The organism is Streptomyces sp. NPDC086989 (assembly GCF_044745505.1).
GTDB lineage: Bacteria > Actinomycetota > Actinomycetes > Streptomycetales > Streptomycetaceae > Streptomyces.
The window spans coordinates 468916-483839 of sequence record NZ_JBIVAL010000003.1; the positions used below are offsets into that span (position 1 = coordinate 468916).

8 protein-coding genes are annotated in these 14924 nt (G+C 72.2%); 5 read left to right on the forward strand and 3 right to left on the reverse strand.

Annotated features, from left to right (window positions below):
* The first annotated feature begins 9 nt into the window (after window positions 1-9).
* The 4 genes from ACIPK4_RS08865 to ACIPK4_RS08880 are packed head-to-tail and all read left to right on the forward strand — an operon-like array spanning window position 10 to window position 7887.
* Window positions 10-1515 (forward strand): cytochrome ubiquinol oxidase subunit I, encoded by a 1506-nt coding sequence (locus ACIPK4_RS08865; RefSeq protein WP_402310342.1) that lies wholly within the window; start codon window positions 10-12, stop codon window positions 1513-1515.
* Between the two features lie 18 nt (window positions 1516-1533).
* Entirely contained in the window at window positions 1534-2535 is a 1002-nt protein-coding gene (cydB, locus tag ACIPK4_RS08870) for a cytochrome d ubiquinol oxidase subunit II (protein ID WP_402310345.1), read from the forward strand.
* 42 nt (window positions 2536-2577) lie between these two features.
* Window positions 2578-6126 (forward strand): thiol reductant ABC exporter subunit CydD, encoded by a 3549-nt coding sequence (gene cydD, locus ACIPK4_RS08875; protein WP_402310348.1) that lies wholly within the window; start codon window positions 2578-2580, stop codon window positions 6124-6126.
* Window positions 6127-6150: 24 nt separating this feature from the next.
* Entirely contained in the window at window positions 6151-7887 is a 1737-nt protein-coding gene (locus ACIPK4_RS08880) for a GAF domain-containing sensor histidine kinase (RefSeq protein WP_402310351.1), read from the forward strand.
* Window positions 7888-7968: 81 nt separating this feature from the next.
* Here ACIPK4_RS08880 and ACIPK4_RS08885 read toward each other — a convergent pair whose 3' ends face one another.
* Window positions 7969-8853 carry a Cof-type HAD-IIB family hydrolase gene (locus ACIPK4_RS08885; RefSeq protein WP_402310635.1) on the reverse strand — a complete coding sequence of 295 codons (885 nt, stop codon included), beginning with the start codon at window positions 8851-8853 and terminating at the stop codon, window positions 7969-7971.
* A gap of 148 nt (window positions 8854-9001) precedes the next feature.
* Here ACIPK4_RS08885 and ACIPK4_RS08890 point away from each other — a divergent pair, with 148 nt between their 5' ends.
* Entirely contained in the window at window positions 9002-9907 is a 906-nt protein-coding gene (locus ACIPK4_RS08890) for an LLM class flavin-dependent oxidoreductase (protein WP_402310354.1), read from the forward strand.
* A gap of 84 nt (window positions 9908-9991) precedes the next feature.
* Here ACIPK4_RS08890 and ACIPK4_RS08895 read toward each other — a convergent pair whose 3' ends face one another.
* Window positions 9992-13054 carry a tetratricopeptide repeat protein gene (locus tag ACIPK4_RS08895; protein ID WP_402310357.1) on the reverse strand — a complete coding sequence of 1021 codons (3063 nt, stop codon included), beginning with the start codon at window positions 13052-13054 and terminating at the stop codon, window positions 9992-9994.
* Window positions 13051-14913 (reverse strand): HSP90 family protein, encoded by a 1863-nt coding sequence (locus tag ACIPK4_RS08900; protein ID WP_402310360.1) that lies wholly within the window; start codon window positions 14911-14913, stop codon window positions 13051-13053. The genes ACIPK4_RS08895 and ACIPK4_RS08900 overlap by 4 nt, the downstream gene beginning before the upstream one ends.
* Between the last annotated feature and the right edge of the window lie 11 nt (window positions 14914-14924).

Genomic DNA, 14924 nt, shown 5'->3' on the forward strand with positions numbered 1-14924 from the left:
GACGACGACGTGGACGTAGCTTTGGCGCCAGAGACGTTGGCGCGCTGGCAGTTCGGCATCACCACCGTCTACCACTTCCTGTTCGTCCCGCTGACGATCTCGCTCGCCGCACTCACGGCAGGTCTTCAGACCGCCTGGGTGCGTTCGGGGAAAGAGAAGTACCTCAGGGCCACCAAGTTCTGGGGCAAGCTTTTCTTGATCAATATCGCGATGGGTGTCGTCACGGGCATCGTGCAGGAGTTCCAGTTCGGCATGAACTGGTCCGACTACTCGCGTTTCGTCGGTGACGTCTTCGGGGCCCCGCTGGCCTTCGAGGCGCTGATCGCCTTCTTCTTCGAGTCGACCTTCATCGGCCTGTGGATCTTCGGCTGGGACAAGCTGCCGAAGAAGATCCACCTGGCCTGCATCTGGATGGTCTCGATCGGCACCATCCTCTCCGCGTACTTCATCCTCGCGGCGAATTCCTGGATGCAGCACCCGGTCGGCTACCGGATCAACGGGGAGCGGGGCCGCGCCGAGCTCACCGACTTCTGGCTGGTGCTCACCCAGAACACGGCCCTGACCCAGTTCTTCCACACCATCACGGCGGCCTTCCTGGTCGGCGGCGCCTTCATGGTCGGCATCTCGGCCTTCCACCTGGCACGCAAGAAGCACATCCCCGTGATGCGGACGTCGCTGCGGCTCGGCCTGGTCACCCTGATCATCGCCGGCATGGGCACCGCCATCAGCGGTGACCTGCTCGGCAAGGTCATGTTCAAGCAGCAGCCGATGAAGATGGCCGCCGCCGAGGCGCTCTGGGACGGCGAGGCTCCCGCGCCCTTCTCGGTCTTCGCCTACGGAGACGTCGAAAAGGGCCACAACAAGGTCGCGATAGAGATCCCGGGTCTGTTGTCCTTCCTGGCCAACGACGACTTCACCTCTTTCGTCCCCGGCATCAACGACGTCAACAAGGCGGAACAGGAGAAGTTCGGGCCCGGCGACTACCGGCCCAACATCCCCGTCGCCTACTGGGGCTTCCGCTGGATGATCGGCTTCGGCATGGCCTCGCTCGGCGTCGGAGTGCTGGGGCTCTGGCTCACCCGCAAGAAGTTCATGCTGCCTCCGGGCCTGCGGACCGGCGAGGACGAGGTCCCGCACCTCGTCCTCTTCAAGAAGGCGCTCAGTCCCCGGTTCGCCACGTGGTACTGGATCGTCGCCCTGTGGACCATGGGCTTCCCGCTGATCGCCAACTCCTGGGGCTGGATCTTCACGGAGATGGGCCGCCAGCCCTGGGTGGTCTACGGCGTCCTGCGCACCCGTGACGCGGTCTCGCCCCACGTCTCCCAGGGCGAGGTGCTCACCTCGATGATCGGCTTCACTCTCCTGTACGCCGTGCTCGCGGTGATCGAGGTCAGGCTGCTGGTGAAGTACGTGAAGCTCGGGCCGCCCGAGCTCACCGAGGCCGACCTGAACCCGCCCACCAAGATCGGCGGGGACGACAAGAACCCCGACCGGCCGATGGCCTTCTCGTACTGAGGCTGAGGGGACCACACCATGCAACTCCATGACGTCTGGTTCGTGCTCATCGCCGTCCTGTGGACCGGCTACTTCTTCCTGGAGGGCTTCGACTTCGGGGTCGGAGTCCTGACCAAGCTGCTCGCCCGCGACCGCAAGGAGCGACGGGTCCTGATCAACACGATCGGACCCGTGTGGGACGGCAACGAGGTCTGGCTGCTCACCGCCGGCGGTGCCACCTTCGCCGCCTTCCCGGAGTGGTACGCCACCCTCTTCTCGGGGTTCTACCTGCCGCTGCTGCTCATCCTGATCTGCCTGATCATCCGCGGCGTCGCCTTCGAGTACCGGCACAAGCGGGACGAGGACAGGTGGCAGACCAACTGGGAACACGCCATCTTCTGGACCTCGCTGATCCCCGCGTTCCTCTGGGGCGTGGCCTTCGCCAACATCGTGCGCGGCGTGAAGATCGACGAGCGCATGAACTACGTCGGCGGCCTTTTCGACCTGCTCAACGTCTACTCGCTGCTCGGCGGCCTCGTCACCCTCACCCTCTTCACCTTCCACGGGGCGGTGTTCACCGCCCTCAAGACGGTCGGGGACATCCGGGAGCGCTCGCGCACACTGGCGACCCGGCTGGGCCTGCTCACCGCCGTGCTGGCCCTCGCCTTCCTGGGCTGGACCCAGGTCTCGCACGGCGACGGCAAGAGCCTGGTCGCCATGGCCGTCGCGGTCGTGGCTCTGGTGGGAGCCCTGGCCTGCAACCTCGCGGGCCGCGAGGGCTGGTCGTTCGCCCTCTCCGGGATCACCATCGCGGCCGCGGTCGCGATGCTCTTCCTGACGCTCTTCCCGAACGTGATGCCGTCCTCGCTGAACGACGCGTGGAACCTCACGGTCACCAACGCCTCATCCAGCCCGTACACGCTGAAGATCATGACCTGGTGCGCGGGAGTGGCCACGCCGCTCGTCCTGCTCTACCAGGGCTGGACCTACTGGGTGTTCCGCAAGCGGATCGGTACGCAGCACATCGCTGACGCGCACTGATCCCGACCCTGCTGCCCGACCCTGCTCTGGGGGATGTTTCACGTGAAACCGATCGACCCGCGCCTGCTCCGGTACGCCCGCTCCACCCGCCTCTTCCTGGCGGCCGTGGTGGGCCTGGGGTTTGCCGGGGCGGGGCTGGTCGTAGGTCAGGCGATGCTGATCGCCGAGATCGTGGTCGGCGCCTTCGAGCAGGGGCTGGACGGACAGGCGCTGCGCACGCCGCTGCTGTTGCTGGCGGCAGTGGCGCTGGGGCGCGGCCTGCTCGCCTGGCTCACGGAGCTGGCCGCCCACCGGGCGAGTGCGGCGGTCAAGTCGCAGCTCAGGGGGCGGCTGCTGGACCGCGCGGCGGATCTGGGGCCCGGCTGGCTGAGCGGTCGGCAGACCGGATCGCTGGTGGCGCTGGCCACCCGGGGCGTGGACGCCCTGGACGACTACTTCTCCCGCTACCTGCCCCAGCTGGGACTCGCGGTGGTGGTCCCGGGGGCGGTCCTCGCGCGGATCGTCACCGAGGACTGGGTCTCAGCGGCCATCATCGTGGTCACGCTGCCGCTCATTCCGCTGTTCATGGTGCTGATCGGCATGGCCACCCAGTCCCGCATGGACCGCCAGTGGCGGCTGCTGTCCCGGCTGTCGGGCCACTTCCTGGACGTGGTGGCCGGGCTGCCGACGCTGAAGGTCTTCGGCAGAGCCAAGGCCCAGGCCGAGTCGATCCGCAAGATCACCGACGAGTACCGGCAGGCGACCGTACGGACCCTGCGCATCGCGTTCCTATCCTCCTTCGCGCTGGAGCTGCTGGCGACACTGTCCGTGGCGCTGGTCGCCGTGACCATCGGCATGCGGTTGGTCCACGGGGAACTCGACCTGTACACCGGGCTGGTCATCCTGATCCTGGCCCCCGAGGCCTATCTGCCGCTGCGCCAGGTCGGGGCGCAGTACCACGCGGCCGCCGAGGGGCTGGCGGCCGCGGAGGAGATCTTCGAGGTGCTCCAGACCCCGGTCGCCACCTCCGGCGGCGGAGCCCCGGTGCCGGCCGCCGGGCTGCGGATCGAGCTCGACGGCGTCGCCGTCCGCTACGAGGGCCGGGGAGAGGACTCGCCGGGACCGGTCTCGCTGACGGTGGGACCCGGGGAGTGCGTGGCCCTCACCGGACCGAGCGGCGCGGGCAAGTCCACGCTGCTCCAGGTGCTGCTGGGCTTCGTGTCACCGACTGCGGGCCAGGTGCGGATCGGGGGTGTGGACCTCGCCTCGCTGTCGCTGGAACAGTGGCGGGAGCGGATCGCATGGGTACCGCAGCGCCCGCACCTGTTCGCCGGGACGATCGCGCAGAACGTACGGCTGGCACGGCCGGACGCGTCCGCGGACGCGGTGGCCGGGGCCCTGAAGGACGCCGGGGCATGGGAGTTCGTCTCCACACTGCCCCGCGGGGTCGACACCGAGCTCGGAGAAGGCGGGGTCGGGCTGTCCGCCGGCCAGCGTCAGCGACTCGCCCTCGCACGGGCGTTCCTCGCGGACCGGCCCGTGCTGTTGCTGGACGAGCCGACCGCGGCACTCGACGGGGAGACCGAGGCGGCCGTGGTGGACGCCGTACGACGCCTCGCGGTCGGCCGGACCGTGCTGCTGGTCGTCCACCGGCCGGCGCTGCTGGCCGTGGCCGACCGCGTGGTGCCGGTGGGAGCCGCGGGGCTCCGGGCCCTCCCCTCCCCCGCGCGCGCAGCCAGGGGCGCCGGCTCCGACGGCCTCGGCGGGGAGCGCAACGGGCTGTCGGCTCCCGGCGAACGGATCCTCGGCAGCGCTCCCGAACGGACCGCCAAGGCCGTCGGCGGCGACTCGGGCGGGGACGATCCGCTCCGGCGGGTGCGCGCCGTGGCCAGGCCCTGGCAGGGGCGGTTCAGGCTCGGCCTGCTGCTCGGGGCGCTGGCCGTCGGGTGCAGCGTCGGGTTGATGGCCGTCTCCGGATGGCTCATCTCGCGGGCCTCGGAACAACCGCCGGTGCTCTACCTGATGGTGGCCGTCACGGCGACCCGGACCTTCGGGATCGGACGCGCCGTCTTCCGGTACGCGGAGCGGCTCGTTTCGCACGACGCCGTGCTGCGGATGCTCGCCGAACTGCGGGTCTCGGTGTTCCGCCGACTGGAGCGCATCGCACCCGCCGGGCTGCGGCAGCAGCGGCGCGGAGACCTGCTGGCCCGTGTGGTGGCCGACGCCGACTCCCTCCAGGACTACTGGCTGCGCTGGCTGCTGCCGGTCGGCACCGCCGTGCTCGTCGGCACCGGCTCGGTCGCCTTCACCGCCTGGCTGCTGCCGGGGGCGGGAGCAGCGCTCGCCTTCGGGCTGTTCGCCGCGGGGGTCGGGGTGCCGCTCGTCAGCGGAGCCTGCGCCCGGCGTGCGGAGCGGCAGCTTGCGCCGGCCCGCGGAGAACTCGCGACCCGGGTGGCCGACCTGCTGACCGGGACCGCCGAGCTGACCGTCGCCGGCGCGCTGACCGGGCGCAAGGACGCCGCGAAGGACGGTGACCGGACGCTGACCGCCATCGCCGCCCGCACAGCCGCCGCCGGCGGACTCGGGGCCGGACTGACCGCCCTGGCGTGCGGGCTGACCGTGGTGGCCTGCGCAGCCCTGGCCGCCGGAGCCGTGCACGACGGACGGCTGTCCGGCGTGGCCATGGCCGTGGCCGTGCTGACTCCGCTCGCCGCCTTCGAAGCGGTCAACGGCCTTCCGCAGGCCGTCCAGTACCGGCAGCGGGTGCGCCGCAGCGCCGAGCGGATCCACGAGGTCATCGACGCTCCCGTCCCGGTCGCCGAGCCGGAACGCCCGGCCGGGATGCCGACCTCCCCCTTCCCGCTGCGGCTCACGGGGCTGGCAGCCCGCCATCCCGGGCAGGAACGGGACGCTCTGCACGGGCTGGACCTGACCCTGGAGGCCGGCCGGCGGCTCGCCGTCGTCGGTCCCTCGGGTGCGGGCAAAACCTCGCTGGCCCAGGTCCTGCTGCGGTTCCTGGACCTCCACCAGGGCACGTACACGCTGGGCGGGACCGACGCGCGCAGCCTCGACAGCGACGGGGTCCGCCGGATCGTGGGCCTGTGTGCCCAGGACGCGCACCTCTTCGACAGCTCGGTACGGGAGAACCTGCGGCTGGCCCGGCCCGGGGCGAGCGAGGAGCAGCTGCGGCAGGCCCTGGCGGCGGCCCGGCTGCTGGAGTGGGCCGACGGCCTCCCGGACGGCCTGGACACCCTGGTCGGCGAGCACGGCGAGCGGATCTCCGGCGGCCAGCGCCAGCGGCTTGCCCTGGCCAGGGCACTGCTCGCCGACTTCCCCGTGCTCGTGCTCGACGAACCGGCCGAACACCTGGACCTGGCCACCGCGGACGCCCTGACGGCGGATCTGCTGGCGGCGACCGAGGGCCGGACCACCGTGCTGATCACGCACCGGCTGGCGGGCCTGGAGGCGGTCGACGAGGTGCTCGTACTGGAGCGCGGAGCGGTCGTGCAGCGGGGCGCCTACGCGGAGCTGGCGGCCGTGGAGGGACCGCTGCGGAAGCTGCTGGAGCGCGAACGGGCATCCGACGGGGTCCTGGCCGACTTTCCCCGGTAAAAGGGACTAACTACGCTCAAGGGCATGTCAGTGCAGGAGTCACAGGAACCGCCGGAGTCACCGCCCGGAACACCGGACACGCTGGTGGCGGCCACCCAGGCCACCCGGAGTCTGCAGGGCCTCTCCACCGAGCTCACTGCGCGGGTGCCGCAACTGCTGGAGGCCATGCGTTCGGTCGGGACCGGCCTGGAACTGCACTCCACCCTCGACCGCATCTGCGAGACCGCGGCCGAACTCGCGGACGCCCGGTACGCGGCGATCGGCGTCGTCGACGTCGAGGGCCGCGGGCTGTCGGACTTCGTCACCTTCGGCATCGACGCCGAGACGGCCCGGAAGATCGGACACCGGCCGGACGGGAAGCGGGGCCTGCTCGGCGCGCTGATCGCGCATTCCGGCACGGTGCAGCTCGCCGACCTGACGAAGGACCCGCGCTCGGCCGGGTTCCCGCCGCACCACCCGCCCATGAAGACCTTCCTCGGCGTCCCGATCCGGGTGCAGGGGGAGATCTTCGGCAATCTGTACCTCGCCGAGAAGAACGACGGCGGCCGGTTCAACGACTACGACGTCCACATGGTCCGGGTCCTGGCCACCGAGGCGGGCATCGCGATCGGCAACGCCCGGCTGTACGAGGCCGCCACCCAGCGGGAGCGGTGGATCGACGGCTCGGTCGCCGTCACGACCGCCCTGCTGTCGGGTGGCGACGCGGACGACGCCCTCGCGGTGGTGGCCGAGCAGGCCCGCCGTCTGGCGGACTCCGCCGCCGGGATCGTGCTGCTGCCCGCGGAGGAGGGCGGCATGGAGATCGTCGCCGTCTCCGCCGACAACCCGGCCACCTCGCTCGGCCTGGTGATCCCGGCCGAGAGCCCGGTGGTGGCGAAGCTGCTCCGGGGCGAGCCGGTCTTCGCGGATGACGCCGCCTCCGACCCTCGCATGATCAGCCCGCTGACCAGCCAGTACGGACCCTGCATGATGCTGCCGCTGCACAGCGGGGGCCGGGTGCTGGGTGCGCTGGTCACCCCGCGGGGCCGGGGCGAGCGGCCGTTCAGCGAGTCCGAGCGGACCCTGGCCACCCAGTTCGCCTCCCAGGCCGCGCTCGCACTGATGATGGCCGAGGCACAGCGCGACCGGGAGCGGCTCGCGGTGTTCGAGGACCGCGACCGGATCGCCAGGGACCTGCACGACCTCGTCATCCAGCGGCTGTTCGCCACCGGAATGATGTTGGAGGGCGCCCAGCGGCGGTCCATGGTCCCGGAGGTCGTCGACGGGGTGGGCAAGGCCGTGGACGAGCTGGACGTGACCATCCAGGAGATCCGCACCGCGATCTTCGCGCTCCAGCAGGGGCCTGCCGAGGCCCCGTCGGGGCTGCGCACCCGGGTCCTGCGGGAGATCAACATGGCCGCGGTGCCATTGGGCTTCAAACCCTCGCACCGGTTCCTCGGCCCGGTCGACACGATGGTCGGCGAACTGGTGGGCAAGAACCTGATCGCTGCGCTGCGCGAAGCCCTGTCGAACGCCTTCCGGCACGCGGAGGCGTCCCGGATCGAGGTGGTGGTGGACTGCACCGCCACGCTGGCCGACGGGCGGCCCGGGGTACGGCTGGAGGTCGCCGACGACGGGGTGGGCATCCCGGAGGGCGGCCGGCGCAGCGGGCTGCGGAATCTGCGCCGCCGGGCCGAATCGCTGGGCGGATCGAGCTCGTACGGCCCCGGTATCGGCGAGGAGAGCACGGGGACCACCCTGGTGTGGGAGGCCCCGCTCTGACGCTCTGGCCGGCCCAGGCTCAAGCCCAGGCCCAGGCTCAAGCCCAGGCCCGGGCTCAAGCCCAGGCCCAGGCCGCCGGTTCTATCTCTGGTGGGCGGCGCGTTCCGCGATGATGCGCTCGATGACGACCGCGACGCCGTCCTCGTTGTTGGCGACCGTACGGCCGGAAGCCGCCGCGAGGACGTCCGGGTGGGCGTTGCCCATCGCGTACGAGGTGCCCGCCCAGCGAAGCATCTCCACGTCGTTCGGCATGTCACCGAAGGCGACGACCTCGGCGGGCGAGATCCCGCGCTCGGCGCAGCACAGCTCGAGGGTGCTGGCCTTGGAGACGCCCAGTCCGCTGATCTCCAGCAGGGCGGTCGGGCTGGAGCGGGTGATCGACGCGTAGGCGCCGGCGGCCGAGCGGGCGAGTGCCAGGAACTCGTCCGGGGCGAGCTCGGCGTGGTGCGCGAGCAGCTTCAGGACGGGAGCGGAGGTGTCGTCCGCCTCCTTCTCCAGCAGCTTCTCCGCAGTGGCCACCTTGGCGCCCGGGTCCTGGAAGAAGGGCGGGTACAGCGGCTCGTAGTTGATGCCCGTGGTCAGCTCGACCGCGAAGGAGGTGCCCGGAACGCTGGAGCGCAGCGTCTCCACGACCGTCAGCGCCGTCGCCCGCGGCAGCGCACGCACCTGTACGAACTCCCGGCCCGCGTGGAGGTCGACCACCGCGGCTCCGTTCGCGCAGATCGCCAGACCGTGGCCGTGGACGTGGTCGCTGACCACGTCCATCCAGCGGGCCGGGCGGCCGGTGACGAAGAAGACCTCGATCCCGGCCTTCTCGGCGGCGGCGAGGGCGGCGACCGTGCGGAGCGAGACGGATTTGTCGTCGCGCAGCAGGGTGCCGTCGAGGTCGGTGGCGATGAGCCGGGGGGTGGGGGTAGGCCCGTCCGGGCGCTGGGGAGCCGAGGTCACGCCTCCATCTTCGCCGATGGCCCTGCGGCAGCGGACCAGCGCGGGCAGGACCCTTGCACGGGATGGCGATGTTTCTCCCCCAGCCACCGTGGAGACGCGTCCTCCGGTGACACGGGGACTGCTCATGTTTCACGTGAAACATGAGCAGGGCCGTAGTCTCGAACCCATGAGTCTGCGTCTGAGCACTGTGATCCTCCCGGTACGCCCGTGGCACGGGGGCGGCCGCGACCAGTGGGTGCGAGCCGAGCGGCTCGGGTTCCACACGGCCTACACCTATGACCACCTGACCTGGCGGTCCTTCCGTGACCTGCCGTGGTTTGGCGCGATCCCGACCCTGACCGCGGCGGCCGCAGCCACCGAGACGCTGCGCCTGGGCACGCTCGTCACCTCTCCGAACTTCCGGCACCCGGTGACACTGGCCAAGGAGCTCATGTCGCTGGACGACATCTCCGGCGGCCGCCTCACCCTCGGTATCGGCGCCGGCGGCAACGGTTTCGACGCCACTGCGCTCGGCCAGGACCCCTGGACCCCGCGGGAGCGCGCGGACCGCTTCGCAGAGTTCGTGCCGCTGCTGGACCGGCTGCTCACCGAGGCCGCGACCAGTGAACGCGGCACCTTCTACTCCGCCGACGAGGCCCGCAACATCCCCGGCTGCGTGCAGCGGCCCCGCCTGCCGTTCGCGGTCGCCGCGACCGGCCCGCGGGGTCTCAAGCTGGCCGCCGCCCACGGACAGGCCTGGGTGACCACCGGCGATCCGAAGCTCTTCGAGGAGGGCACCCCCGAGCAGTCGCTGGCGGCCATCGCCGGCCAGCTGGCACGGCTCGACAAGGCGTTCGCCGAGATCGGGCGGGCGCCCGAGTCGGTGGAGAAGATCCTGCTGACCGGCTTCACCCCGGAGCGCACCACGATGCTGGACTCCGTGGACGCGTTCGTCGACTTCGCCGGGCGCCACCAGGAGCTCGGTTTCACGGAGATCGTGATCCACGCGCCGATCCCGGACTCCGAGTTCGCGGCCGACGAGAAGGTCTTCGAGAAGATCGCCACCGAGGGCCTGGCCCAGCTGGCCGGCTGATGCCCGCGATGCCCCGGCGCCTGGTGGCGACGGGGCATCGGCGGCAGAACGGCACAACCTCGGGAGTTCAGTGCTCCAGGGGCCTCAGGAGGACCGCTTCAGGCTGTCCAGGGACGACTGGGCACGCTCCAGCAGATCCCCGGGTACCCCGTCGCTCACCGCCAGGAGCTCGTCCACCAGGGCCGAGAGACGGGCGATTCCCGCCTCGCCGCGACCGATCTCCTGCTCGGTCCAGGCCGCGTACTGCACACACTGGAGCCGGTCCCCCAGATGGTCCGGACCCAGCTCCGCATAGAGGGCGGCGGCCCGCTCCGTCAGCTCGATCTCCTCCAGCCGCAGTGCCGCTGTGTCCGGCTCGTCCTGCGCCCCGGTGCGGCGGGAGTCCCGGGCGCCCTCCTCGTCACCGCCCTCCTCGTCACCGCGGTCCGCGTCCTCGTCCTCGGCGTCCTCCGCCTCCTCGTGCGAGGTGACCCGCCAGTCGAGCACCTGCGCCAGCTGGAGCCAGGTCTGGGCGAGCTCGGCCCGAAGCTCCGCGGCCTGCTCCCCGGGGGCCTGCGCCTGTTCGGCCGACGCGGTCTCCAGGACGGCGACCGCCTGGTCCATCAGGTCCCGCGCCCGCGCCCACGCCGCCGCGCCGGTGTCCCCCCGCGGCGCCATCCAGGCCAGCGAGCGCAGGATCCGCACCTCCGCGACCGGGGCACCCCCCGCCGCCCGGTACAGCTCCAGCGACCGCTCGTACGCGGCGACCGCCTCCGGGACCAGGCGCGCGGCGGAGAGCTGCTCCGCGGCAGCCTGCGCGAAGACGGCCTGCGGTCGCGGGTCCTCCCACCCCTTGGCCACCTCCGCCGCCAGCAGGTACTGCTCCGCAGCCGCCCGGGGATCGTTCAGCTGGCGCAGCAGGTCCCCGAGGAACTCCCGTACGGACACGGTCTGGCCCTCGCCGTGCTCCAGCAGGTCGGGCAGCGTCGACTGCAAGACCTCCACCGCGTCGGCGTGCCGGTTCTCCCGCGCGTACGCCCGCGCCAGCACCAGCCGGGCCTGCGCCCCTCCGTCGGAGGTCAGACCCGCCTGGTCGAACCAGTGCGCCGCGGTGAGGGCGTGCTCGGCCGCTTCCGCCGCGGCGTCGGCCCGGCGCAGCAGGATGTCCGCCAGGGTGAGCCGTACGACGCCCTGCGTCTCGGCGTCGACCACCTCCGCGGAGTGTTCCAGCGCGGAACGCGCGTCCGCCTCCGCCTCCGCGGGCCGGCCCAGCGACATCAGCACACCGGCGCGCAGCACCAGCGCGTCCACCGCCTGCCAGGGCAGACCCGCCGACACCGAGCGCCCCGCGGACGAGGCCAGCAGCGGCAGGGCGCGCTCGGGGTCGCCCTGAGACAGGGCGATGCGGCCGAGCATCTCCTCGGCCTCCGCCGCCAGGCCGGGCAGCGACTCCCGGTGGGCGGCGGCGAACGCCACGAGCTCGGCCGCCAGCTCACCGTGCCCGTGGTCCTCTCCGGGGCCGTGTTCGTGATCGTGCTCCGCACCTGCCTCCAGGGGGCGCAGGTACGACTCCACGCGGATCGCCGTCAGCTCCGCCAGCGCGATCCGGCGCGGGCGCAGCGGCTCGTCCGGGGCCAGTGCCTCGGCAGCGTCCACGGCGACCGCCAGCAGCTCCCGGATCCGCCGGGGCTCGGCCCCGGACTGCGCGGCCGCGCTCGCCAGCCGCAGCTGGGCCAGCGCGGCGCGATCGTCCTGCCCGAGCTCCCGGTAGCGGTCCCGGACCGCCTCCAGCAGCGCCGCCGCGTCGTCCGCCCCGGCGCGGGCGGCCGCCAGGGCCCGGTGGTCAGCCACATCGGCCATGACCAGCGGGTCCGCTGCGCTCTCCGGGCACGTGTCCGCGCGTACGCCGACCTCGTCCCACAGTGCGTCGGCCGCGGGATGCCGCTGTTCCCGGGCCTGCCGGGCCCGCTCCACCAGCTCGTCGAAGCCGGCCGCCGGCGGTACGGGCGCGGCCGCGGCGGGGCTCGCGGGTGCGGCGGTCCGCGGCTGCGGCAGCGCCGTGCTGCGCACCCCCAGGGGCAGTACGTCGACCAGTGGCTCACGCCCGATCCGGGCGAGGAAGCGGTCGGAGACCCGGCTGGTGCCGTTGCGGGCGTCGAACCGCCGGGCGATGTCGAGCGAGCCCGCGCGCAGCACCTCGTACAGCTCGGAGACCGAGTGCGGGACACCCTCGTAGGGGACGGCCGGGCTCTGGCCGTGCCCCAGCTCGATCAGCCGGCGCAGCAGGACGAGGACGCCGCCGTGGAACGCCATCTGGTCGTCGACGTTGACGAGGGGGCCGACGTGGGCGGCATGCTCGGCGAGGATCTCCAGGCCGCGTGACTCGTTGCCGCTCAGGGCGCAGAACTCGATGTGCTTGCCGACCGACGGCAGCAGGCTCTCGTTGCCGCGGGCCATGCGGTAGCCGCGCACGTGGTGCGAGCGGGCCTCGTCGAGGCGGCCGACGCGCAGCAGCGGCAGCAGCGAAGCGGCGAGCACCCGGTGGGGCTCCTCGGCGCAGGTCCGGTTGCCCGCCAGCACGGGCTGCCAGACGTCCAGGGCCTGGAGGTCGTCCCCGCGCAGCACGGCGTACGCACCCTGGCCGTTGAGTTCGCAGGCGTGGCAGTCGCTCATGTCGTCGCGGTCGGCGGCCAGCCAGGCCCGGAACGCCCGCTCGGCCCGGTCGTCGTCGCCGATCGCGTCGGCGAGCCACAGCTCTGCCTCGCGTACCGGGCGCTCGCTGTAGCCGGCGATCCGGTAGCGGCGCTCCATCTCGTCCAGCCAGCCCGTGGCGGACTCCAGAGGGACCTCCGGGGAGTCGCCGATGGCCGTGGCCACCCATTTGAACTGCCAGAACAGCGAGTGGGCCTCCCACCGGGAGAAGGCCCCGGGGTCCTTGTCGTACTCCTGGAGCAGCCGGGCGAACGGCACCAGCATCTTGGAGGACTCGGCGCTCCAGAGGTAGGCGTTGATCAGATTGTCGAGGGCCCGGCGGAACAGAGCCCCGTCACCGATGGCCTCCGCCGCGCCCGCGAGCACCTCGGCGTGCGCATTGCGCGCGGTCCCGTTCGGGGAGCTGCTGTTCTCCGCCAGGCCCTGCTCGATCTCCTCGCGCGTCAGTGTGGTCACTTCCGTCCCTCCGGGGAGTCGGTGGAGTGGGTCGCCCATTCCAGGAGCCCGAGGAAGGCCCGGTTGAGCAGGGTGGAGTCGGCGGGGCGCAGCGGCCGCTGGGACATCAGCAGCGCCTGCCCGTAGAGCGATTCGACGGCCGTACCGGTCAGGGCCTCGTCGGGCAGGGCCGCGATCCGACGGATCAGCGGGTTGTTGTGGTTGAGGACCAGGCGGGCGCGGGGTGCGGAGCCGCGCAGAGCGCCGAGGATTCCGCTCCACAGGGAGTCGGCGCTGCTCAGGGCCGCCGTGCGGTCGCGCTCCTGGCGGGCCTGGCGGTCGTCGAGGTAGAGGGCGGGGACGGAGACGGGCTGGAAGGCGCGCAGCACGACGTCGCAGCCCTGCGGCTCCAGGCGGGTGCGGGCCGTGGACAGGAAGGGGGCGAGGGCCAGTTCGGCGCCGGTCGGGACCGGGTCGAGCCGCTCGGTGACGGCCCCGGCGTCCAGCTCCATGACCTTGAGGTCCGGCCGGACGGTCGGCAGCAGGGCGAGGAGGTCGGCGTCGTAGGTGTAGCCGGCGTTGATGACGCCGAGGCCGTGGGCCGCCGCGATCGGGGCGATCTGGCGGAACTCCTCGACGGTGCGCGTGAAGTGGATCTCGGTGTGGGCGGCCGTGAACTCCTGGAGGCTCATAGAGCCGTCGCTGGTCTCGAAGGGCAGCCAGGGCAGCATCAGGCCGAGCAGCTCGGCGTCGTGCCGGGCCAGGGACTTCACGCCGAGGTGGTGGACGCTCAGGAAGGCTGCCAGGCGCTCGGGTTCGCTCGCGGCGAGTTCGGCGAGCCAGGCCCGGACCCGGGCGCCGAGGGCTTCCCGTACCGCGGACAGGGTCTCGTCGTCGTACAGGTTCTCCCGGGAGGCGGTGGGGCGCAGCGTGTCGGTGTCGATGACCGCGCGGACGAAGAACGCCCAGTCGGGCAGCAGGTTGTCGGCGTGGTCCGTGAGCAGCATCCCCTTGAGGTGGACGCGGTGTCCGGCCCGGTGGGCGGGGCTGGTCGGCTCGGGCAGGACGTACGCCACTCCGCGCACGCCGGCGACGGGCAGGTCGAGGTCGATGCTGTCGAGCGGGGTGAAACCGAAGAGCTGCGCACAGTGGCCGGCGAGTGCGACGCGGCGCGCGGCGGGGGTGGGGTGGGGGCGGTCCCACACGGCGGGCCGGTCGGTGACGGGCCGCGGCTCGCCGCCCTCGCCGTCGTCGAAGGTGATGTCGTAGGGGAGCAGGGCGCCGTAGTCGCGGGCCAGCTGCTCGACCTTGGCCGGGACGGTCCACTCCTCGGCCCCCGGCCGGGCCTCCAGGATGACGGTGGTGCCGGGCTCCCGCCGAGCCTCGTCGGGCAGTTCGCGGACCGTGTACGAGCCGTCGTCCGTGGCCAGCCACTCGACGGGCGCGGCCCGGGGGTCGCGCGCGGAACGGGTGATGACGCGGATCTGCCGGGCGACGACGAAGCAGGCGAGCAGGCCGATGCCGAACTGGCCCAGGAACTCCTGGCGGGTGGTCTCCAGACCGTGGTCGCCGCCGCGCTTGGAGCTGCGGCCGATGGTGGCGAGGAGCGAGTGGGCCTCGGCGGCGGTCAGGCCGATGCCGCTGTCCTCGATGGTCACCCGGTTCGCGGACGCCGACAGGCGGATGCGGATCTCGGCTCCGGGGTCGAGTGCATGGCGGGCGGTGACGGCGTCCACCGCGTTCTGCAGCAGCTCGCGGACGTAGACGCGCGGGCTGGAGTAGAGGTGGTGGGAGAGCAGGTCGACCAGGCCGCGCAGATCGACCTGGAAGCTGTTGGCCGAGGAATCGGAGTGGGAGAAGGAAGCCGATGTGGACGTCACGGGGCGTCACC

What these genes read in the sequence shown, in the direction of transcription:
- ACIPK4_RS08890 (WP_402310354.1), top strand. Translation starts at nt 9,002, where the DNA reads ATGAGTCTGCGTCTGAGCACTGTGATCCTCCCGGTACGCCCGTGGCAC.
- ACIPK4_RS08880 (WP_402310351.1), top strand. Translation starts at nt 6,151, where the DNA reads ATGTCAGTGCAGGAGTCACAGGAACCGCCGGAGTCACCGCCCGGAACA.
- cydB (WP_402310345.1), top strand. Translation starts at nt 1,534, where the DNA reads ATGCAACTCCATGACGTCTGGTTCGTGCTCATCGCCGTCCTGTGGACC.